This window comes from Bradyrhizobium sp. SZCCHNR1098, from assembly GCF_032489375.1.
Lineage (GTDB): Bacteria > Pseudomonadota > Alphaproteobacteria > Rhizobiales > Xanthobacteraceae > Bradyrhizobium.
Genome location: NZ_JAUEXY010000011.1, coordinates 158,564 through 179,161, shown reverse-complemented (window position 1 = coordinate 179,161; position 20,598 = coordinate 158,564). Strand labels below are relative to the sequence as shown.

Here is a 20,598-nt window from a genome sequence, read left to right as displayed (position 1 = left end):
ATGTCCGGTCGCGAATGTGGAGCTGCCGTGCCGGAGCCCGGCGCTCGCATTGCGGCCGATGTCGGTCTGAACGGGGTCATAGCGAGAATTTCCGCGCAGTGAGCGTTCGCCGCTGCTTGGGCTTGCTGTCCTGCTGGATTTCGAGGTGATGGATGAACACACTGGCCGCGCGCGAAATGTGCTCGCGGCTCAGCCGTTCGGCCTCGTCGCTGCGGCCCTCGATCACGGCTGCAAGAATGTCCTCATGCTCGTCCCAGACCGCCCGGGACATGCTCTGCTCCTTCTGCAGCACGTCGGACATCACGCGCTTCAGGCAGGGCCAATGTGGTGCCATCGTCTCGCCGATCAGCGCGTTGCCGGAGAGGTCGCCGAGGAAGCAATGGAAGGCGATGTCGGTCTCGATCTTGCGGTTGACGAGCCCGCTCTTCACCGCCTCGTGGCCGGCCGCGATGTACGCCGGACCTTCGCGCGCGGCGCGATCGCTCGCGCGCTCGGCGGCCAGCCGCGCCGCGAGGCCTTCGAGCACCGCGCGCATCTCATAGAGGTCCCGAACGAGGCCGGGGTCGAGCGGCGCCACGATCAGGCCGCGGCCGGGCGCGCTCTGCACCAGCCCGCAGCCGCGGAGCAGGATCAGCGCCTGCTGAACTGGCTGGCGCGATACCCCGTAGGCCTGGGCCAGATCGTCCTGGATCAGCCGCGAGCCCGGCGTGAGAACGCCGCTGACGATCTCGTCAGTGATCGCTTCGACGACCTGGTCGACCAGAGAGGGAGCGGCGGGCACGATTCGCATGGGTCACCACATTTTGCCGCACATTAGCATGTCAAGTCCGAAAATCCATTTGCGAGGTATTCGAATTCAGAGTACGAATTCAAAAAAGGACGCTGCGTTAAGGCAAGTTAAAAAGCGGCCAAATAGGGAGGGACTCCGTTGTCGGAAGATCCGACCAGTCTGGAGCGCGAGCAGGTTTGGTCTGCGCGCTCGGAGGGCCGCGTGCGCGCCGGCGTCATGCTGGCGGTGTCGCGGGCATTGCTGGTGGCCTCGGTCGCGTCCTTCGCCGCGATGGCGCCTGCGCTCGGGGCGGCCGGAGAAGGCCTGACCTTGTCCGATGCGTGGGTGCCGGCGGCGCCCGAGGTGGGACGCGACATCCCGTTGCTGATCACGATCAAGAATGACACGACCGCGCCGGAAGCCTTGATGCGCGTGCGTTGTCCGATCGCCAATTTCTCGGAGCGGCACACCGTCGACCGCGGCGAAGGCGCTCCGGCGATGCGCTCCATTCCCAACATTCCGATCGCCGCGGGCAGCACCCTGGTGCTGCTGCCGACCGCCTATCACGTGATGCTGCTGCAGACGCGGGAGCCGCTCGAGCCAGGCAAGCGCTTCACCTGCACGATCGTATTCCAGAAAGCAGGATCCATCGAAACGGAGGTCGAGGTTCGCAAGTCGCCTTGAAGCGTGTTTGTCGCCTGCTGCCCTCCGCCTTCGGGCTTGGCGGAGTGGTATTCGCTCCAACTCATAATCAATATAATGGGAGAAGGAAACGATGAGGACTAACGTCAGGTCGACCCTGCGGGCGGTGCTGCTGGCCAGCGCAGCCTTCGCCTGTTTCCAGCTTGCATCGCCGGCGCAGGCCGCCGACGAAATGACCCCCGAACGGCTGCTTAACGCCGACAAGGAAGCCGGCAACTGGCTCCACCATCATAAGAACTACTCGGGCACACGGTTCTCGGCGCTGAAAGAGATCAACAAGGACAACGTCAAGAACCTGAAGGTCGCCTGGACGATGCATCTCGGCGGCGTCGAGGGCGGCGGCATCTGGAGCCACGGCGGCCTCGAAGGCACGCCGATCGTCGAGAATGGCATGATCTATGTCACCGACGGCTGGGGCTCGGTCTACAAGATCGACGCGCGCGGTGGCAAAGGCCAACTGGTCTGGAAGATGGATCCTAAGACGGATCACGACTGGGCCGGCGCCATCGCCTGCTGCGGCGTCGACAATCGCGGCGTCGCGCTGTGGGGCGATCTGGTCGTCTCGCACACGCTCGACGGCCGCCTGATTGCGACCAACAAGGAGACCGGCCAGGTTGCCTGGCAGCGCCAGGTTGCCGATCCCGACAAGGGCGAGGTCATCACCGGTGCGCCGCTGATCGTGAAGAACATGGCGATCTCGGGCGTGGCCGGCGCCGAATACGGCATCCGCGGCTGGATCGCGGCGACCGATCTCGGCACGCAGAAGGAGGTCTGGCGCACCCACACCATTCCGGGGAAGGGCGAGCCGGGCAGCGAGACCTGGAAGGACAGCAACGACGCGGCTGCGGCCGGCGGCGGCTCGACCTGGGTGACCGGGACCTACGACCCGGCGACCGACACCATCATCTGGGGCGTCGGCAATCCCGGTCCGGACTGGGACAACGCCTATCGTCCCGGCGACAACCTCTACACCGACAGCTCGCTGGCGCTCGATGCCAACACCGGCAAGATCAAGTGGCACTATCAGCACACGCCGAACGATCCCTTTGACTATGACAGCGTCGCCGAGAACGTCCTGGTCGATGTGCCCGCGCCGAACGGCTCCACCCTGAAGCTCGCGCTCGAAGCCGACCGCAACGGCTTCGCCTATGCGATCGACCGCACCAGCGGCAAGTTCATCTGGGGCCAAGGGGCTCGATGCCGAAACCGGCAAGCCGATCGAGTATGATCCGAAGAACCCGGTGCAGCGCTACAATGCGTCGGTGACGCCGCATCGTGAGAACAAGGTCGCGGACATCTGCCCGGGCAACATGGGCGGCAAGAACTGGCCGCCGACCTCCTACAATCCGGACCTGAAGCTCTGGTACATCCCTGTCATCGAGAGCTGCAACCGGATCACCGTCGAGGAGGCGACCAAGGACAAGCTGAAGCCGCGCGAATTCTGGACCGGCGGCGGACCGAGCCAGCCGTTCAAGATCACGGGCAGCGTGACCGCGATCGATGTCACCACCGGCAAGATCGCCGGCAAGATGGAGACGCCGTTCCCGAACCTCGGGGGCATGCTTTCGACGCCTGATCTGGTCTTCACCGGCCAGCCCTCGGGCGAGGTGATGGCGCTCGACGCCAAGACGCTGCAGAAGCTGTGGGAGTTCAACACCGGCGGCGGCGTCAATGCGCCTCCCGTGACGTTCTCGGTCGGCGGCAAGCAGTATGTCGCGATCCTGGTCGGTCTCGGCGGCGCCTGGGACAAGTGGTTCATCGAATCCACGCCCGAGCTGAAGAAGATCCAGCCCGGCTCGATGCTCTACGTCTTCTCGCTGTGAAGTCGATTGCGGAGCGGAGGCATAGCCTCCGCTCCGTCCTGTTCGACAAGAAAATCAGATGAAACTCAGTGCGATCACGTTCGCTGTGGCGTCGGCTCTCGTCCTCGGCTCCGCTTCGCTCGCATTGGCGCAGTCTGCGGCGCCGGCAGATCCGACCGATGCCGGCAAAGCCGTGTTCAAGCGTGCGAACTGCGTCGGCTGCCACAAATGGCACGGCAATGGCGGCGGCGGCTACGGCGGCGACGCGCTGTCGCTGCGCAAGACCGAGCTCGACCGCCAGCACATCGTCGAGACCGTCACCTGCGGCCGTCCCGGCACGGGCATGCCGTACTTTGCGCGCGGCTCCTATGACACGGCGAAGTGCTACGACATGAGCCGCCAGGATGTCGGCGAGCGCATGCCGCCCGAAGGCGGCGTGTTCCTGCGGCCCAACGATATCGAGGCGGTCGCGGACTACGTGCTCGCGCACATCAAGGGACGCGGCGAGCCGAGCTACGACGAGTGTACCGCCTTCTTCGGCAACACGTCCCGGGTCTGCGATATCTACAAGGCGAATGCCAGCAAGCCTGCAAGCGAGCCATCGAAATGAAACGGTCAACCTGCGCTGCGATCTTCGCCACGTTCGTGCTGTCCTTCTTGACGCATGCGGCCTCCGCGCAGGCCGTGCCGAACTACGATCTGCGTGACATCACCGTCGGCATGCCGGTCGGCGACCTGCCTAGTGAGGGCTATGTCAATCTGACCTGCGCCAAGGACCCAAACCGCAAGCTCAGTGCGTGGTCGGCGTGGCGCGATTGTCCCGCGGACGAGCAGGCGCGGCATGCGGTGCGTTTCGATTTCGATCCGGAGACCAGCCAGGACGGCACCAAGGTGGCCGGTCATCCCGTGCTGCTGACGGTCCTGGTCGACGACAAGGGCACCGTCACTGGCCTGACGATCGAGACCGATCCGAAGGCGCGGCTCTATATTCGCAAGAAGGCGTTCCTGCTCGGCAACCAGGTGAAGTCGCGCTATGGCGCCGAGGGTTGGGACTGCAAGGAGCTGGAGCCGACGGCGGGCGAGCAGCCGGTCGGCGGCGTGTTCCTGCGCGAGGTCTGCAAGAAGACGGTGCCCGGCCGGACGCTGACGGTCGAGCGCGAGCTGTTCCGCAAGCCGGATCAGGACGCCAAGAGCTTCGTCGATCAGACGCTGGTGCGGATCACCAAGGATATCAACTAGCCCGCCGCCGACCTTCATCGCGCTCCGCTGGAGGCGCGCGCCAGTCGGCGTCGTGAACCCGGTTGCCGGGAGGAAACGACGATGAGGGATCTCTTGAATTTCGGGCAGATGCTGTCGGCCCATGCGCGCATGTCGCCGGAGCGCACCGGTGCCCGCGATCTCGAACGTGCGATGAGCTTTGCGTTGTGGAATGAGCGCACGTGCCGGCTCGCCAACGCGCTGCTCGGGCTCGGCCTTGCCAAGGGCGATCGCGTTGCGATCCTTGCCTACAATTGCGTCGAATGGTGCGAGATCTATGCGGCCACAGCCAAAGCCGGGTTGGTGGCGCTGCCGATCAATTTCCGCCTCACCGCGTCCGAGGTGCAGTTCATCGTCCAGAACGCCGAAGCGGCGGCGATGATCGTGCAGGACGAACTCGTCGGCCTGGTCGAGGAGGCGCGCACGGATCTCGGCATCGCCGATGACCGCTTCATCCATTTCGGCGCGAAGCCGCGTCCGGCAGGCTATCGCGGCTATGAGGACATCATTGCGATGGCCGCGGATCGGGAGCCCGACCAGCAGGTCGCGCTGTCCGATCCCTGGACCTTGATGTACACTTCCGGCACCACCGGCAAGCCCAAGGGCGTGCTGCGCAGCCATCGCAGCGCCGTCCTCTTGTCGATGGTCACCGAGATCGAGCTGAAGCTGAGCCGCAACGACGGCGCGCTGCTGGTGATGCCGATGTGCCACGCCAACTCGCTGAACTTCTTCGGCGCGTTCGGTTATATCGGTGGCGTCAACTCGATCTATTCGCGCAAGAGTTTCGATCCCGAGCACGCCGTGACGACGCTTGCGGACGGCGGCTCCACGTTCACCTCGCTGGTCCCGACGCACTACATCATGATGCTGGATCTGCCGCGCGCGGTGCGCGCGCAGCATGATTTCAGCGCGGTCGCCAAGCTGATGATCTCCTCGGCGCCGGCCCGCCCGGAGACCAAGCGCGAGGTGATGGAGATGTTCCCGAAGTCCGGGCTCTACGAGCTCTATGGCGCGACCGAGACCGGCTGGGTCACCATGCTGCATCCGCATGAGCAGTTCACCAAGCTCGGCTCGGTCGGGCGCGAATGCGTCGGCGCCGCGCCCATCCGCATCTTGGATGATGCGGGACATGAGGTGCCAGACGGCGAGGCAGGCGAGCTCTATTCCTCGAACGCTCACACCTTCGACTGCTATTGGCGTCTGCCGGAGAAGACCAAGGAGGCGTTCCGCGGCGACTACTGCTCGGTCGGCGACATGGCCCGTCGCGATGCCGACGGCTACATCCATCTCGCCGACCGCAAGAGCAACCTGATCATCTCAGGCGGCGAAAACATCTATCCCTCCGAGGTCGAGGCGATGGTCGGCGCGCATCCTGGTGTCAAGGACATCGCGGTGATCGGCCTGCCCGACGACAAATGGGGCGAGCGCGTCCATGCCGTGATCGTGCCCCGCGACGGCATGGCGGTGAAGGAGGGCGATCTGGCCGAATGGGCGAAAGAACGGCTCGCCGGCTTCAAGCGGCCGCGCTCCTACGCCTTCATCACCGATAGCGAGATGCCGCGCAACGCGACAGGCAAGATCCTGCATCGCGAATTGAAGAAGAGATTTACGCAGTGAGTCGCTGCAATGCCGTACGGTCTGATATGTAGCTGCGATGCAGGCCGTCCTCAATTCCGCCCTTCCGATCTTCGCGCTGATCCTGACCGGATTCCTGTGCGGCTGGTTCGGTGTGTTCGACCGCACTGCGACCGACAATCTCAACCGCTTCGCGGTCTATCTGGCGCTGCCGGCGCTGATCTTCACGGCGATGTCCAGGATCGGCGTCGAGCAGGTCAGCCAGTTCGGCTTCATCGGCGCCTTCTGCGGCGGCATTGCCGCGACGTTCGCGACCGGTTTCGTGATCAGCCGTCTGCGCGGCCGTCGCGTTGCGAACGCCAGCATCGAGGGACTGGACGCCGGCTACAGCAATGTCGGCTTCATGGGCATTCCGATGTGCCTCTTGGTGTTCGGCCCGGACAGCGCGCCGGCCTCGATCATCGCCACCTTGTTCACGGCCTGCGTGCTGTTCCTGTTCGCGATCGTGGTCGTCGAGATGGATCTTCAGAAGGGCGCCACGCTCGGGGCGACGGTCGCCAAGGTCGCGCGTTCGCTGCTGACGAGCCCGTTGTTCATCGCGCCCGTGGCCGGGCTCGCGGTGGGCCTCAGCGGCTTTGCATTGCCGGCGCCGTTCCTGAGCTTCACGACTTTGCTTGGTGGAGCAGCATCGCCGGCGGCGCTCGTGTGCATCGGCCTGTTCCTGGCGCAGGAACGGGTGGTGACGCACGATGCGGCTTCGATCGGCATTCTCGTATCGCTGAAGCTCGTGATGCAGCCGGCGGTCACCGCGCTGCTTGCCTTCCACGTGTTCTCGATGCCGCCGCTGTGGTCGCATTCCGCCGTGATCCTGAGCGCGCTGCCGATCGGCTCCGGGCCGTTCACGATCGCCAAGCTCTATGGTCTGGAGGCCGGCGTCACCTCGGGCTCGATTCTCGTCTCGCATATCTTCGCCGTTCTCACCGTCTCGCTGCTCGTGGCCTGGCTCGCGCCGGGCTGATCACGTCACCATCCGCAGGAGTCGTCAGATGAAGATCTCTTCCGACAGTGCCGCCGATCTGATCGCCCGCCTGCTCAAGCGCCGCGGCGTCAGCCGCGTGTTCGCGCTGTGCGGCGGCCACATCATGCCGATCTGGATGCGGCTCGATGCGGAAGGCATCCGCATCATCGACGTGCGCGACGAGCGCGCCGCCGTGCACATGGCGCAGGCGCATGCCGAGCTCACCGGCGAGCTCGGCGTCGCGCTGGTCACCGCGGGGCCGGGCGTGACCAACGCGATCACCGGCATCGCCAATGCCCACGTGTCGCGCGCGCCGGTGCTGGTGATGTCGGGCGGCAATCCGCGGCCGCAGGAGAACCGCGGTGGCCTGCAGGACATGGATCACACCCAGCTCGTGCGCTCGATCACGCGCTATGCGCGCACTGTGCGCGAGCCGTCGCTGGTGCTGCAGGAGCTCGACGAGGCGATCTCCCGCGCCGTCGGCGACGGCGGCGAGCCGGGGCCTGTGTTCATCGATTTTCCCGTCGATACGCTGCGCGGCGTCGTGCCGAAGGCGCTGCAACTCGAGGAGCATCTCGCGCCGAAGCCGCGCGCCGCGACGCGGCCGGACCCGGCGGAGGTGGAAAAAGCGGTCGAGCTGTTGTGGTCGGCGCGCCGTGTGCTCGTCATCTCCGGCCGCGGCGCGCGCGGCGCCGGGCCCGAGCTGATCGCGCTGCTCGACCGGCTCGGCGCCGTCTATCTCGACACCGGCGAGAGCAGGGGGCTTGTGCCCGACGATCATCCCTCGGTCGTCGGTGCGATGCGCGGCGCCGTGATGGGCGATGCCGATGTGGCGCTGACGGTCGGCCGCCGGCTCGACTTCCAGCTCGCCTACGGCTCGCCGGCCGTGTTCAAGGACGCCAAGTTCGTCCGCATCAGCGACACCGCGAGCGAGCTGCGCGACAATCGGCGCGGTGGGGCCGAGATCCTGGCGGCACCAGCGGAGACCTTGCGCGCGATGGTCGGGCTGGCGGGCAACCGCGAATCGGCCGTCGATCGGCAATGGGCCGCAAAACTGCGGGTCGCGCATCAGGAGCGCGCGGCCAAGCTGAAGCAGAGCATGGCGACGGCGCCGGCCGGCTCCGACGGCCGGTTGCATCCCAATCGCGTGCTCTCCGCCATCCAGGACGCGATCGGCAATGACGCCGTGGTCATCACCGACGGCGGCGATTTCCTGTCCTTTGCCCGCGTCGGCCTCAGCGCGCCCCTGATGCTCGATCCCGGCCCCTTCGGCTGCATCGGCATCGGCGTGCCCTATGGCATCGCCGCGAGCCTCGCTTTTCCCGACAAGCCCGTGGTGGTCGCGACCGGCGACGGCGCCTTCGGCTTCAACGCGATCGAGGTAGACACCGCGGTGCGCCACAAGGCTCCGGTGCTGATCGTCGTCGCCAACAACGGCGCCTGGCAGATCGAGGTGCACGACCAGGCCGTGACACATGGCAAGGTCGTCGGCACGAAGCTGCAATTCGCCGATCACGCCGCCATGGCGCGCGCCTTCGGCATGCATGCCGAGCGCGTCGAGACCGAGGAGCAGCTCGGCCCCGCAATCCAGCGCGCGCTGGCCAACCGCCCGGCGCTGCTCGACATGGTCGTCACGCCGGAAGCGGTGTCGTCGGACGCCAAGACTGGCCTCGCCTGGGTGCCGGACCTGCAGCCGCTCGCGGCGTGGGACGAGGCGGAACGGAAGTGGCGCGGCTCGTGAGGCCTCACACCTGCTGCAGCTGCCGCGGCGCGCTGAGCCACAGCGCGAGCAGGGTGCAGACGGCGCCCGAGAGCAGATAGCCACCGGCTGACAGAAGGCCGAAATACGACGCCAGCAGCAGCGCCGCCAGCGGCGCGAAGCCGGCGCCGAACAACCACGCCAAGTCGGCGGTCAGGGCCGAGGCCGTGTAACGATAGGTGCGGGCGAAGTTCGACGCGATCGCGCCCGAGGACTGGCCGAACGACAGGCCGAGCAGGATGAAGCCGAGCACCATGTAGATGGTCTCGCCGACCGGGCCGGCGTCGAGCAGTTGCGGCGCGAAGCCCGAGAACACCGCGATTGCGATCGCCGAGCCGATCAAGAGCGACTTGCGACCGATACGGTCGGCCAGCATGCCAGACGCGACAATGGCGACGACGCCGAACACCGCACCGACGGCCTCGATGAGCAGGAAGCGTGCCGGCGTCTCCTTGGTGAACAGGAACACCCAGGACAGTGGAAACACCGTCACCATGTGGAACAGGGCGAAGCTCGCCAGCGGCGCGAAGGCGCCGATCACGATGTTGCGGCCCTCGTGCCGAATCGTGGTGATGACGCGTGCCGGCTGCAATTCGCGCGACTGGAACAGCTCGTCATACTCCGGCGTCACGACCATGCGCAGCCGCGCGAACAGCGCCACGACGTTGATGGCAAACGCCACGAAGAACGGGTAGCGCCAGCCCCAGTCGAAGAAGTCGGCCGCGGAGAGATAACCGACGAAGAACGCGAACAGCACGCTGGCGACGATCAGCCCGAGCGGCGCGCCGAGCTGCGGGATCATCGCGTACCAGCCGCGCTGGTGCTCCGGCGCATTCATCGCGAGCAGCGACGCCAGCCCGTCCCAGGCGCCGCCCCAGGCGAGACCCTGGCCGATCCGCGCGAGCGCCAGCAGCCAGATCGCCGCCGCACCGACGGTGTGGTAGCTCGGCAGGAACGCGATCGCGACGGTCGAGGTGCCCAGCAGGAACAATGCGGTGATCAGCTTGGCGCTCTTGCCGTAGCGGCGGTCGATCGCCATGAAGATCACGCTGCCGAACGGACGCGCGAGGAAGGCGAGCGCGAACAGCGCGAACGAATACAGGGTCTGCGTCAGCTCGTCCGCAAACGGAAACACCAGGCGCGGAAACACGATCACCGAGGCGATGGCATAGACGAAGAAGTCGAAGAACTCCGATGTGCGCCCGATGATCACGCCGATCGCGATCTCGCCCGGATGCGCCTCATGCGTGCGGGAGAGATGGGTTTCGCCGTCGGCGGTCGCCGCTGCCTGTGTCATCGCGCTGCCTGCAGTCCTCTCGTACTCTATTCGCGCCCCGTAATTGTCGTCCTCGGCGCCGCTCCGGTATTGGACAAATTGTCCAATGTCGGCCGTGTCGTCCGGTCGCTAGGTGAGGCCTCGTTCAGAGATCCGCCGTGCGACGAGGTTAAGCGTGCGTTACTGGAAATCCTTGGCTCTGCTGCCGCTGGGGCTCGCGCTCGGCGGCTGCAATCTGGTCGTGCTCGCCCCCTCCGGTGATGTCGCCGCCCAACAGCGCGATCTCGTGATCATCGCGACCGTGCTGATGCTCCTGATCGTGGTGCCGGTGATGGCGGCGACGGCGATCGTGGCCTGGCGCTACCGCCAGTCGAACCAGGCGGCGACCTACACGCCGGATTGGGATCACTCCACCCAGCTCGAGCTTCTGATCTGGGCGGCGCCGCTGCTCATCATCATCTGCCTGGGCGCGGTCACATGGATGGGCACGCATCTGCTCGATCCCTACCGCACGCTCGGGCGCATCGCGGTCGATCGTCCGGTGACGCCGCAGGACAAGCCGCTCGAGGTGAACGTTGTCGCGCTCGATTGGAAGTGGCTGTTCATCTATCCGGAATACGGCGTCGCCAGCGTCAATGAACTCGCCGCACCGGTGAACCGGCCGCTGGATTTCAAGATCACGTCGTCCTCGGTGATGAACTCGTTCTACATCCCCGCTCTGGCCGGCCAGATCTATGCGATGCCTGGCATGCAGAGCCGGCTGCACGCCGTCATCAACAAGCCCGGCGTCTATCGCGGCTTCTCGGCCAACTATAGTGGTGCCGGCTTTTCCAGCATGCGCTTTGCCTTTCATGGTCTGTCGGATGCGGAGTTTTCCGGCTGGATCGAGAGGGCGAAGGCCAATGGCAATCACCTCGGCAAGCCGGATTATCTCGTGCTTGAGCGTCCCAGCACGGACGAGCCCGTCCGCCATTTCGCCTCGGTCGATGCTGACCTGTTCCGCGCCATCCTCAACATGTGCGTCGAATCGGGCAAGATGTGCATGAGCGAGATGATGGCGATCGACGCGAGAGGCGGCATGGGCCTGGCCGGCGTCCGCAACACGCTGCCGCTCGCTTACGACAAGTTCGCCGCGCGTGGCGCCGTCTTCGGCGCCGAGCCGAGCTTCGTCGCCGGCGGCGTCTGCCTGCCGGGCGATCAGGTCACGCGGATGGCAGACGATTCCTCGCCCACCATTCTCGCGCCGCTCGATTGGACGCCGCTGCAGGGCCGCGGCCTTGAACGGCCCAGCCTGCAGCGGCCGTCGAAGGCGTCTTTCATCACGGGGCCAGCCTCCAAGTCGGATTCGTGAGGGTCACATCATGTTCGACACGTCAGATCTCACCCGATTGATCTTCGGCCGGCTCACGCAGGAGTCGCTGCCGCTGCACGAGCCGATCATCGTCGGCACCTTCGCGATGGTCGCGCTCGGCGGCATCGCGCTGTTCGGCGCTATCACCTATTTCCGGCTGTGGGGCTATCTGTGGAAGGAGTGGTTCACCACCGTCGACCACAAGCGCATCGGCATCATGTACATGGTGCTCGGCATCGTCATGCTGCTGCGCGGCTTCGCCGATGCGCTGATGATGCGCCTCCAGCAGGCGATCGCGTTCAACGGCTCCGAAGGCTACCTGAACTCGCACCATTATGATCAGGTGTTCACGGCGCACGGCGTGATCATGATCTTCTTCGTGGCGATGCCGCTGGTCACCGGTCTGATGAACTACGTCGTGCCGCTGCAGATCGGCGCCCGCGACGTGTCGTTCCCGTTCCTCAACAATTTCAGCTTCTGGATGACCACGTCGGGCGCCGTGCTGGTGATGTGCTCGCTGTTCGTCGGCGAGTTCGCGCGCACCGGCTGGCTGGCCTATCCGCCGCTGTCGAACCTCTCCTACAGTCCGGATGTCGGCGTCGATTACTACATCTGGGCGCTGCAGGTGGCCGGCGTTGGCACGCTGTTGTCCGGCGTCAACCTGATCTGCACCATCGTGAAGATGCGTGCGCCCGGCATGACCATGATGAAGATGCCGGTCTTCACCTGGACCTCGCTGTGCACCAATGTGCTGATTGTCGCCTCCTTCCCGGTGCTGACGGCGGTGCTGGCGTTGCTGTCGCTCGACCGCTACGTCGGCACCAACTTCTTCACCAATGATTTCGGCGGCGATCCGATGATGTATGTGAACCTCATCTGGATCTGGGGCCATCCGGAGGTCTACATTCTCATCCTGCCGGCGTTCGGCATCTTCTCCGAGGTGACCTCGACCTTCTCGGGCAAGCGGCTGTTCGGCTACACCTCGATGGTCTACGCCACCGTCGTCATCACCATCCTGTCGTACCTCGTCTGGCTGCACCATTTCTTCACGATGGGCTCCGGCGCCAGCGTCAACTCGTTCTTCGGCATCACCACGATGATCATCTCGATCCCGACAGGGGCGAAGATGTTCAACTGGCTGTTCACGATGTATCGCGGCCGCATCCGCTTCGAGCTGCCGATGATGTGGACCGTCGCCTTCATGCTGACTTTCGTGATCGGCGGCATGACCGGCGTGCTGCTTGCGGTGCCGCCGGCCGACTTCGTCCTGCACAACAGCCTGTTCCTGGTCGCGCATTTCCACAACGTCATCATCGGCGGCGTGCTGTTCGGCCTGTTCGCCGGCATCGCCTACTGGTTCCCCAAGGCGTTCGGCTTCAGGCTCGATCCGTTCTGGGGCAAGATGTCGTTCTGGTTCTGGACCGTGGGCTTCTACTTCGCGTTCATGCCGCTCTACGTGCTCGGCCTGATGGGCGTGACCCGTCGGCTGCGCACCTTCGACGATCCGAGCCTGCAGATATGGTTCATCATCGCCGGCGTCGGTGCGTTCCTGATCCTGCTGGGCATCGCGAGCTTCCTGATCCAGATCGCGGTCAGCATCCTCCGCCGCGAGCAGCTCGCCGACGTCTCCGGCGATCCCTGGAATGCGCGCACCCTGGAATGGGCGACGTCGTCGCCGCCGCCGGCCTACAACTTCGCCTTCACGCCCGTCGTCCACGACAACGACGCCTGGTGGGACATGAAGCGCCGCGGCTACGCGCGTCCGCTCGCCGGCTTCAAGGCGATCCACATGCCGAGCAACACGGGCACCGGCGTGATCCTGGCGGGCCTCAGCACCACCATGGCCTTCGGACTGATCTGGTACATGTGGTGGATGGCGGCAGGCAGCTTCGTCGCACTGCTCGCGGTGGCGATCGGCCACACCTTCAACTATCACCGCAGCTTCCACATCCCGGCCGATGAGGTCGTCAGCGTCGAGCGCGCGCGCACCGAGCTGCTCGTGGCAGGAGCCAAGTCATGACCGTTGCGATGGGCACGCTGAAGGCCGGGGAGCCGGTCTTCTATGTCGTCGACGAGCACGAGCATCCCGAAGGCAGCAGTACGATGCTCGGCTTCTGGATCTATCTGATGAGCGACTGTCTCATCTTTGCGATCCTGTTTGCCGTCTATGGCGTGCTCGGCGCCAGATACGCCGCCGGGCCGGCGCCGAAGGATCTGTTCGACCTGTCGCTGGTCGCGGTCAACACCTCGTTCCTGCTGCTGTCGTCGCTCACCTATGGCTTTGCGATGCTGTCGATGCAGCGGAACCGCGTTGGCGCGATGCAGGCCTGGCTCGTGGTGACCGGGCTGTTCGGCCTCGCCTTCCTCGGCATCGAGCTGACCGAGTTCGCGCACATGATCCATGAGGGCGCGACGCCGCAGCGCAGCGCCTTCCTGTCGTCGTTCTTTACGCTCGTTGGAACCCACGGCCTGCACGTGACGTTCGGTCTGGTCTGGCTGGTCACCCTGATGGTGCAGGTCAGGACCCACGGCCTGATCGAAGCCAACCGCCGCCGGCTGGTCTGCCTCAGCATGTTCTGGCACTTCCTCGACGTGATCTGGATTGGTGTCTTCACCTTCGTCTATCTGATGGGAATGCTTCGATGAGCTCTGATGCACACGCGCACGGTTCGGCCGAGGACCACGCCGGCACGCGCTCCGGCCAGCTGATCGGCTTCGGCGCCTCCGTCGTCCTGACGGCGATTCCGTTTCTGCTGGTCATGAACGGCTCGCTCGACAAGCAGGCCACGGCGCTGATCATCATGGCATTCGCGGCCGTGCAGGTCGTCGTCCACATGATCTTCTTCCTGCACATGAACACCAAGGCCGAGGGCGGCTGGACTATGATGGCGCTGATCTTCACCATCATCATGGTGGTGATCGCGCTCTCGGGCTCGCTCTGGGTCATGCATCACCTGACCACCAACATGATGCCGGTACACGAGATGGGCCAGACGCCGTGATGTCAGCTCCTGCCGACGGGGCAGGGGAACGCGACGAGGCCCGCCGCGGGCGATCCGGCGCGCAGCGGTTCGCGATCGGCGCGGCGTGGGTTGCGTGCGTCGCGATGCTGCTGGCGCTCGGCGTCTGGCAGATCGAGCGGCGGGCCTGGAAGCTCGACCTGATCAAGCGCATCGAGCGCCGCGTTCACGCCGCGCCCGTGCCGGCGCCGAGCCCGGCGGCATGGCCAGCGATCAATCGCGGCGACGACGAGTACAAGCTGATAACGTTGAGCGGCCGCTTCCTCAACGATCGCGAGACGCTGGTCCAGGCGCTGACGGTCGAGGGTTCGGGCTACTGGGTGCTGACGCCTCTACAGACCGCCGGCGGCACCGTGCTCGTCAATCGCGGCTTCGTGCCCGCGGATCGCCGCGACCCCGCAAGCCGCAGCGCCGGGAACCCGGATGGCACGGTCAGCGTGACCGGATTGCTGCGGATCTCCGAGCCCGGCGGCGGCTTCCTGCGCCACAACGATCCCGCCGGAAATCGCTGGTATTCACGTGACGTCGCGGCGATCGCGGCGGCGCGCGGTCTGTCCGACGTCGCGCCATTCTTCGTCGATGCCGATGCGACCCCGAATCCCGACGGGCTTCCGATCGGCGGACTGACCGTGATCTCGTTTCCGAACAACCATCTGGTTTACGCGCTGACCTGGCTTACATTGGCCCTCATGCTGGCCGGTGCCGGGCTGCAGCGGCTCCGCCGCGGGCAGAGTGAGCGCGAGGCGCCGGCGGCGCAGGATGTGGAATGGGATCAGCGGCGGCAGGACATGGGTGGATGCGGGGCGGCGTCTTGAGGGATCGAAGCTCGCCGTTCTGTCGGCGGAGATCGGACGTGGCCTCATGAGAAGCGAGGCCCCTAATCTGCCGTTTGGAGCCGTGGCCGCGATCGCCACACCCGAGATCAATGCGCCGCTGCCGACGAAGGACGCGACCAACCGCAAGAACATGGTGTTGCTGATCCAGCTGCGCTGGATCGCCGTGGTCGGTCAGATCGTCACCATCGGCTTCGTGACCACCTGGTTCGGCATTGCGCTGCCGCTGCTGCCGATGGCGGCGATCATCTGCGCGCTGGTGGCGCTCAATATCGCCAGCCATATCTGGCTGCGCACGCATGACGACGTCGGCAATCGTCACCTGCTGATCGCCCTGATGCTCGACGTCGTGGCGTTAACGTCGGAGCTCTATCTCACCGGCGGCGCGTCGAATCCGTTCACGTGCCTCTATCTGCTGCAGGTCACGCTGGGGGCCGTGCTGCTCGACGCGCGCTCGTCCTGGTCGCTGGTCGCGCTGACGGTGCTCAGCTTCATCTGGCTCACCATCGAGTACCGCCCGCTCCAACTGCCGCAGCATCATGTCAGCGATGCCTTCACCCTGCACATCACCGGCATGTTCGTCGGCTTCATGCTCGACGCGGTGCTGCTCGTCGTCTTCGTCACCCGCATCAACCGGAACCTGCGCGAGCGCGACGCCAAGCTTGCCGATCTGCGCCAGCACGCTGCCGAGCAGGATCACATCATCCGCATGGGCCTGCTCGCCTCAGGCGCCGCGCATGAGCTCGGCACGCCGCTGGCGTCGATCTCGGTGATCCTGAACGATTGGCACCGCATGACCGCGATCTCTGCCGATCCGGCGCTCGCGGAGGATTTCACGGAAATGGAAGCGGCGGTGCAGCGCTGCAAGTCGATCGTCACCGACATCCTGGTCTCGGCCGGTCAGGCGCGTGGTGAAGGCTCGGCGCCGACGACGTTGAAGGCGTTCCTGACGACGCTGGTCGCCGAATGGAGCGCGGCGCGCTCGGCGCGCAATCTGATGTTCCGCAACGAGTTCGGCTCGGACCCGGCGATCGTCTCCGACGTCGCGCTGAAGCAGGCGATCGTCAACGTGCTCGACAATGCGTTCGAAGTCTCGCGCGAGTGGGTGGAGTTCGTGGCCGAACGAGATGGTGATCAGCTGCTGCTCAGCGTCAGCGATCGCGGGCCGGGCTTTGATCCGGCGATGCTAGGTCAACTCGGACGTCCCTATCAGTCGAGCAAGGGCCGCCCGGGCCGCGGCCTCGGCCTGTTCCTGGTGGTCAACGTGATCCGCAAGCTGGGCGGCAGCGTTTCGGCCTGGAACCACCGGGGACGTGGGGCGACCGTGCGGCTGTCACTGCCGTTGTCGACGCTTGTCATTGGAGAGCGCGATGGCGAATGACCTGTCCCTCTTGATCGTCGAGGACGATGACGGTTTTGCACGCACCCTGAAGCGCTCGTTCGAACGGCGCGGCTACGAGGCCGTCGTCGCCGGCTCGCTCGAGGACGTCGACGAGATCCTCAAGAGGAAGACGTTCGGCTATGCCGTCGTCGATCTCAAGCTCGGCGGCGCTTCCGGCCTCGTTTGCGTCGAGAAGCTGCATGCGCACGATCCGGAGATGCTGATCGTGGTGCTGACCGGCTTCGCGAGCATCGCGACGGCGGTCGAGGCGATCAAGCTCGGCGCCTGCCACTATCTGGCCAAGCCGTCGAACACCGACGACATCGAGGAGGCGTTCCGCAAGGCGCAGGGCAATGCGCAAGTGGCCCTGGCCGAGCGCTCCACCTCGATCAAGACGCTGGAATGGGAGCGCATCCACCAGACCCTGATCGAGACCGACTTCAACATCTCCGAAGCTGCAAGAAGGCTCGGCATGCATCGCCGGACGCTCGCGCGCAAGCTGGAGAAGCGCCCGGTGAAGTAGATCGATCCGGTTGTTGTCCGGAGGAGTAGAGCTCATTCTTTCCGACCTACTCCCTTGCCAGAGCCGTTGCCGGATCGAGCCGCGAGGCGCTGCGGGCGGGCATGTAGCCGAAGCCGATGCCGATCGCCATCGACGTGACGGCGGCGCCGACCATTGCAAGCGGCGAATAGATCAGCTGGAAGCCGACGTCGAGCGCGTTGAAGACCGTGCCGAAGCCGACCGCGAGCGCAAGGCCGAGGGCGCCGCCGAGCAGGCAGACCAGCACGGCCTCGATCAGGAACTGCATCAGGATGTCGCTGCGCCGCGCGCCGACCGCCATGCGCACGCCGATCTCGCCGACGCGCTCGGACACCGACACAAGCATGATGTTCATGACGCCGATGCCGCCGACCAAGAGCGAGATCACGGCGATGGCTGCCACCAGCAGGGTCAGCACCTGCGTCGTGCTCTCGACGGTCTTGCGGATGTCGTCGGTGTTGAGCACGAAGAAGTCCTTGGCGTTGTGCCGTGCCGTCAGCAGCGCCGTCGCGGCGCGCTCGGCCGCCGCCATCGGCGTCGCCTCGTCGACGCGGACGCTGATGCTGCGCAGCACCTGGTTGCCGAGGAAGCGCGCCTGCACGGTGGTGTAGGGCAGATAGACGATCGGCGTCGAACTGGAGCCGAAGCCGGCCTGCTGCTGCTTGGTGATGCCGACGACGCGGCAGGGCACCTTGCCGATCAGGACCACGCTGCCCAGCGGACTGACGTCGGGATCGGGAAACAACGCCTTGCGCGCATTGTCGTCGATCACGGCGTCCTGGGCGTAGGAGCGCACGGTATCGGCATCGAGATAGCTGCCTTCGGCGAGCTCGGTGTTCTTGACCCGGAAATACTGCTCGCCGACGCCGGAGATCTGGGCGCTGACCTCGATCGCGCCGAACCGCAACGTGCTGGTGGTCGAGACCGTCGGCGAGATGGCGTCGACATAGGGCTGCTGCGCCATGACCTTGGCATCGGCGAGCACCAGCGTCCTGATCTTGCTGGAGCGCGTATCGCCGAAATCCTTGCCGGGAAAGAATTCCAGCGTGTTGGTGCCGAGCCGGTTGATGTCCTTCAGCACCTTGGCCTGCGAGCCTTTGCCGAGCGCCAGCACCAGGACGACCGAGGCAACGCCGATGATGATGCCGAGCATGGTGAGGAACGCGCGCATCCGGTGCGCATTCATGGCGAGCAGCGCCATCCGCGCGGCCTCGCGGAAACGGTCGAGCTGGCTGCGCCACCACGACGCCGCCGCGGCGGTATGGTCTTCGGTCGCTGCGGCTGGCGCGGGTTCCGAAGTCCGCGGATTGAGCCGGTCGGAAATGACGCGGCCGTCCTCGATCTCGATGATGCGCCGGGCGCGCTGCGCGACGCTCGGATCGTGCGTGACGATGATGACGGTGCGCCCGGAGGCGCTGATCTCGTCGAGGATGCGCAGCACCTCCTCGCCGCTGGCGCGGTCGAGCGCGCCGGTCGGCTCGTCGGCCAGGATCACGTCGGGATCGTTGACCAGCGCGCGGGCGATCGAGACCCGCTGCTGCTGGCCGCCCGAGAGCTGACCCGGCTTGTGGTCGGTACGGCTGCCCATGCCGAGCCGCTGCAGCAGCGCCGCCGCCTTCCGGCGCCGCGCATTGGGGCCGAGCCCGGAATAGACGGCCGGGACCTCGGCATTCTCAGCGGCCGTGAGTTCGCCCAGCAGATGGTAGCGCTGGAAGATGAAGCCGAAATGCTCGCGCCGCAACGCCGCCAGCTCGTCCGGATCGAGCGAGCCCATCTCGCGGCCGGCGATCCGGTAGCTGCCGGATGTCGGGCGGTCGAGGCAACCCAGAATGTTCATCAGCGTCGACTTGCCGGAGCCAGATTGCCCGATGATGGCGACCATCTCGCCGCGCGCGATCTGGATGTCGACACCGCGCAAGGCATGGACGGTACTCTCGCCGGAGGCGTAGCACCGCCCGACGTTCTGCAGATCGATCAGCACCTCCGCCATCACGGACCTCCGGAGGAGGCCGGCGGCGGCATCACGGTTCGCTTCGGCCCCTCGTCGGGCGTCGAGATGACGACCCGCTCGCCCTCGCGCAGGCCGGACTGCACCTCGGCCCGGATCTTGTTGTTGAGGCCGATGTGAGTGGTGCGCTTCTCCAGTGTTCCTGCGCCGGTCAGCACGCGCACCGTGTAGCTGCCGTCGGGATTGGCGTTGCCAAGCGCGGACGACGGAATGGTCGGGACCTTGCGGGCCTCGCCGAGAAGGATGTGGACCTCGGCCGTCATGTAGGTCATCAGCCGCCCGTCCGGATTGGCGATGTCGAACACGCCGTTGTAGTAGATCGCCGACGACGTGGTGGACGAGGACGAGCTGCTGCTCGACGTGGTCGTCGTGCTCGACGAGAAGCTCGAATCGCTCTTGATCGATTCGGGCGCCGGCTCGATCGATCCGAGCGTGCCCTCGTAGCGATGATCGGGCTCGCCCAGCACGGTGAAATAGACGTTCTGTCCGGGCCTGACCTTGACCACGTCGGCCTCGGAAATCTCCACCCGCACAGTCATCGTCTCGACCTGGCCGAGCACGACGATGGTCGGTGCCGACTGCACCGCATTCACGGTCTGGCCCTGCTGGGTGACGATCGACAGCACGGTGCCGTCGATCGGAGCCGTGATCTTCGTGTAGCCGAGATTGACGCGCGCGGTCTCGATCGCCACCTCGGCCTCGACGATCTGCGCGTCGAGCTGCGCGATCTGGGCCTGGGTCTGCTTCGCGGTCGCCTCGGCGCTGTCATAGTCGGCGCGCGACGACGCCTTCTGCGCCAGCGTAACCTGCTGCCGCGCCAGGTTCGCCTCGGCCAGCGCCAGGGTGGCGACCTTCTCGTCACGCTGCGCCCGCACGTTCCGCAGGCTCGCCTCGTTGGTGCGCAGCGTGTTCTGCTGCGTCAGCGAGTCGATCTCGGCGATCAGGTCGCCGGCCTTCACTTTCTGGCCGAGCTTGACGTTGAGCGCGACGAGGCGCCCCGAGGCCTGGGCACCGACCGCGACGAGCTTGACCGGCTTCAGCGTGCCGGTGGCGAGCACGGTCTGCTCGATGTCGCCGGTCGTGACGGGTGCGGTGACGAGATTGGCGTTGGGATTGCTGGTCAGCCTCATGACCAGCACGATCGCGGCGGCCAGAACGACGAGCGCTCCCACGATCAGCAGCGGCCAGCGGCGCGGCCGCTTGGGCTTCGGTCCCGGCGCGTGGCCGTCATCGACCGCGACCGCTCGGGGCATGTGGGACAAGGGTGCGTTCATCGGATCACTTCGGAGGCACTTTTTGGAGTTCA

At 65.8% G+C, this 20,598-nt stretch carries 19 protein-coding genes; 15 read left to right on the top strand and 4 right to left on the bottom strand.

Going from position 1 to position 20,598, the window contains the following annotated elements:
- Positions 1-76: 76 nt before the first annotated feature.
- Entirely contained in the window at positions 77-790 is a 714-nt protein-coding gene (locus tag QX135_RS23235) for a GntR family transcriptional regulator (protein ID WP_316178526.1), read from the bottom strand.
- Between the two features lie 138 nt (positions 791-928).
- Between QX135_RS23235 and QX135_RS23230 the strand changes: the two genes are divergently transcribed.
- The 8 genes from QX135_RS23230 (at position 929) to QX135_RS23195 (ending at position 8,864) form a co-directional block, all read left to right on the top strand.
- A complete protein-coding gene (locus QX135_RS23230) occupies positions 929-1,453 on the top strand; it encodes a copper chaperone PCu(A)C (protein ID WP_316178528.1) in 525 nt (174 codons plus the stop codon).
- Between the two features lie 91 nt (positions 1,454-1,544).
- Positions 1,545-2,699: a PQQ-binding-like beta-propeller repeat protein gene (locus tag QX135_RS23225; protein WP_316178530.1), complete on the top strand. Its 1,155-nt coding sequence runs from the start codon at positions 1,545-1,547 to the stop codon at positions 2,697-2,699.
- Positions 2,620-3,294: a hypothetical protein gene (locus QX135_RS23220; protein ID WP_316234307.1), complete on the top strand. Its 675-nt coding sequence runs from the start codon at positions 2,620-2,622 to the stop codon at positions 3,292-3,294. Before QX135_RS23225 ends, QX135_RS23220 begins: the two co-directional genes overlap by 80 nt.
- 58 nt (positions 3,295-3,352) lie before the next feature.
- Entirely contained in the window at positions 3,353-3,883 is a 531-nt protein-coding gene (locus QX135_RS23215) for a c-type cytochrome (RefSeq protein ID WP_315755013.1), read from the top strand.
- The gene (locus tag QX135_RS23210; protein ID WP_316178534.1) at positions 3,880-4,512 is read left to right on the top strand and encodes a hypothetical protein; all 633 of its coding nucleotides are present in this window, start codon (positions 3,880-3,882) and stop codon (positions 4,510-4,512) included. The genes QX135_RS23215 and QX135_RS23210 overlap by 4 nt, the downstream gene beginning before the upstream one ends.
- An 81-nt stretch (positions 4,513-4,593) precedes the next feature.
- On the top strand, positions 4,594-6,147 hold the full coding sequence (locus QX135_RS23205) for an AMP-binding protein (RefSeq protein ID WP_316178536.1): 1,554 nt from the start codon (positions 4,594-4,596) through the stop codon (positions 6,145-6,147).
- 37 nt (positions 6,148-6,184) lie between these two features.
- On the top strand, positions 6,185-7,123 hold the full coding sequence (locus tag QX135_RS23200) for an AEC family transporter (protein WP_315755020.1): 939 nt from the start codon (positions 6,185-6,187) through the stop codon (positions 7,121-7,123).
- Positions 7,124-7,151: 28 nt separating this feature from the next.
- Positions 7,152-8,864, top strand: a complete 1,713-nt coding sequence (locus QX135_RS23195; RefSeq protein WP_316178538.1) for a thiamine pyrophosphate-binding protein — start codon at positions 7,152-7,154, stop codon at positions 8,862-8,864.
- Positions 8,865-8,868: 4 nt separating this feature from the next.
- Here QX135_RS23195 and QX135_RS23190 read toward each other — a convergent pair whose 3' ends face one another.
- Positions 8,869-10,179 (bottom strand): MFS transporter, encoded by a 1,311-nt coding sequence (locus QX135_RS23190; protein ID WP_316178540.1) that lies wholly within the window; start codon positions 10,177-10,179, stop codon positions 8,869-8,871.
- Positions 10,180-10,333: 154 nt separating this feature from the next.
- Here QX135_RS23190 and cyoA point away from each other — a divergent pair, with 154 nt between their 5' ends.
- The 7 genes from cyoA to QX135_RS23155 are packed head-to-tail and all read left to right on the top strand — an operon-like array spanning position 10,334 to position 17,266.
- Complete coding sequence (gene cyoA / locus QX135_RS23185; RefSeq protein ID WP_316178542.1) at positions 10,334-11,509, top strand: ubiquinol oxidase subunit II; 1,176 nt, start codon at positions 10,334-10,336, stop codon at positions 11,507-11,509.
- A gap of 10 nt (positions 11,510-11,519) precedes the next feature.
- Positions 11,520-13,529, top strand: coding sequence for a cytochrome o ubiquinol oxidase subunit I (gene cyoB / locus QX135_RS23180; RefSeq protein WP_316178544.1), 2,010 nt, complete (start codon positions 11,520-11,522; stop codon positions 13,527-13,529).
- Positions 13,526-14,155 (top strand): cytochrome o ubiquinol oxidase subunit III, encoded by a 630-nt coding sequence (cyoC, locus tag QX135_RS23175; RefSeq protein WP_316178546.1) that lies wholly within the window; start codon positions 13,526-13,528, stop codon positions 14,153-14,155. Before cyoB ends, cyoC begins: the two co-directional genes overlap by 4 nt.
- On the top strand, positions 14,152-14,511 hold the full coding sequence (cyoD, locus tag QX135_RS23170) for a cytochrome o ubiquinol oxidase subunit IV (RefSeq protein ID WP_316178548.1): 360 nt from the start codon (positions 14,152-14,154) through the stop codon (positions 14,509-14,511). The genes cyoC and cyoD overlap by 4 nt, the downstream gene beginning before the upstream one ends.
- The gene (locus QX135_RS23165) at positions 14,511-15,344 is read left to right on the top strand and encodes an SURF1 family protein (protein ID WP_316178550.1); all 834 of its coding nucleotides are present in this window, start codon (positions 14,511-14,513) and stop codon (positions 15,342-15,344) included. The genes cyoD and QX135_RS23165 overlap by 1 nt, the downstream gene beginning before the upstream one ends.
- 46 nt (positions 15,345-15,390) lie before the next feature.
- Positions 15,391-16,743, top strand: a complete 1,353-nt coding sequence (locus QX135_RS23160; protein ID WP_316178552.1) for an ATP-binding protein — start codon at positions 15,391-15,393, stop codon at positions 16,741-16,743.
- A complete protein-coding gene (locus QX135_RS23155; RefSeq protein WP_316161512.1) occupies positions 16,733-17,266 on the top strand; it encodes a response regulator transcription factor in 534 nt (177 codons plus the stop codon). Before QX135_RS23160 ends, QX135_RS23155 begins: the two co-directional genes overlap by 11 nt.
- 46 nt (positions 17,267-17,312) lie before the next feature.
- Here QX135_RS23155 and QX135_RS23150 read toward each other — a convergent pair whose 3' ends face one another.
- Together QX135_RS23150 and QX135_RS23145 are read right to left on the bottom strand one after the other, a co-directional pair.
- Positions 17,313-19,274 carry a MacB family efflux pump subunit gene (locus tag QX135_RS23150; protein ID WP_315736747.1) on the bottom strand — a complete coding sequence of 654 codons (1,962 nt, stop codon included), beginning with the start codon at positions 19,272-19,274 and terminating at the stop codon, positions 17,313-17,315.
- Positions 19,274-20,566 (bottom strand): efflux RND transporter periplasmic adaptor subunit, encoded by a 1,293-nt coding sequence (locus QX135_RS23145; RefSeq protein ID WP_315796251.1) that lies wholly within the window; start codon positions 20,564-20,566, stop codon positions 19,274-19,276. Before QX135_RS23145 ends, QX135_RS23150 begins: the two co-directional genes overlap by 1 nt.
- Between the last annotated feature and the right edge of the window lie 32 nt (positions 20,567-20,598).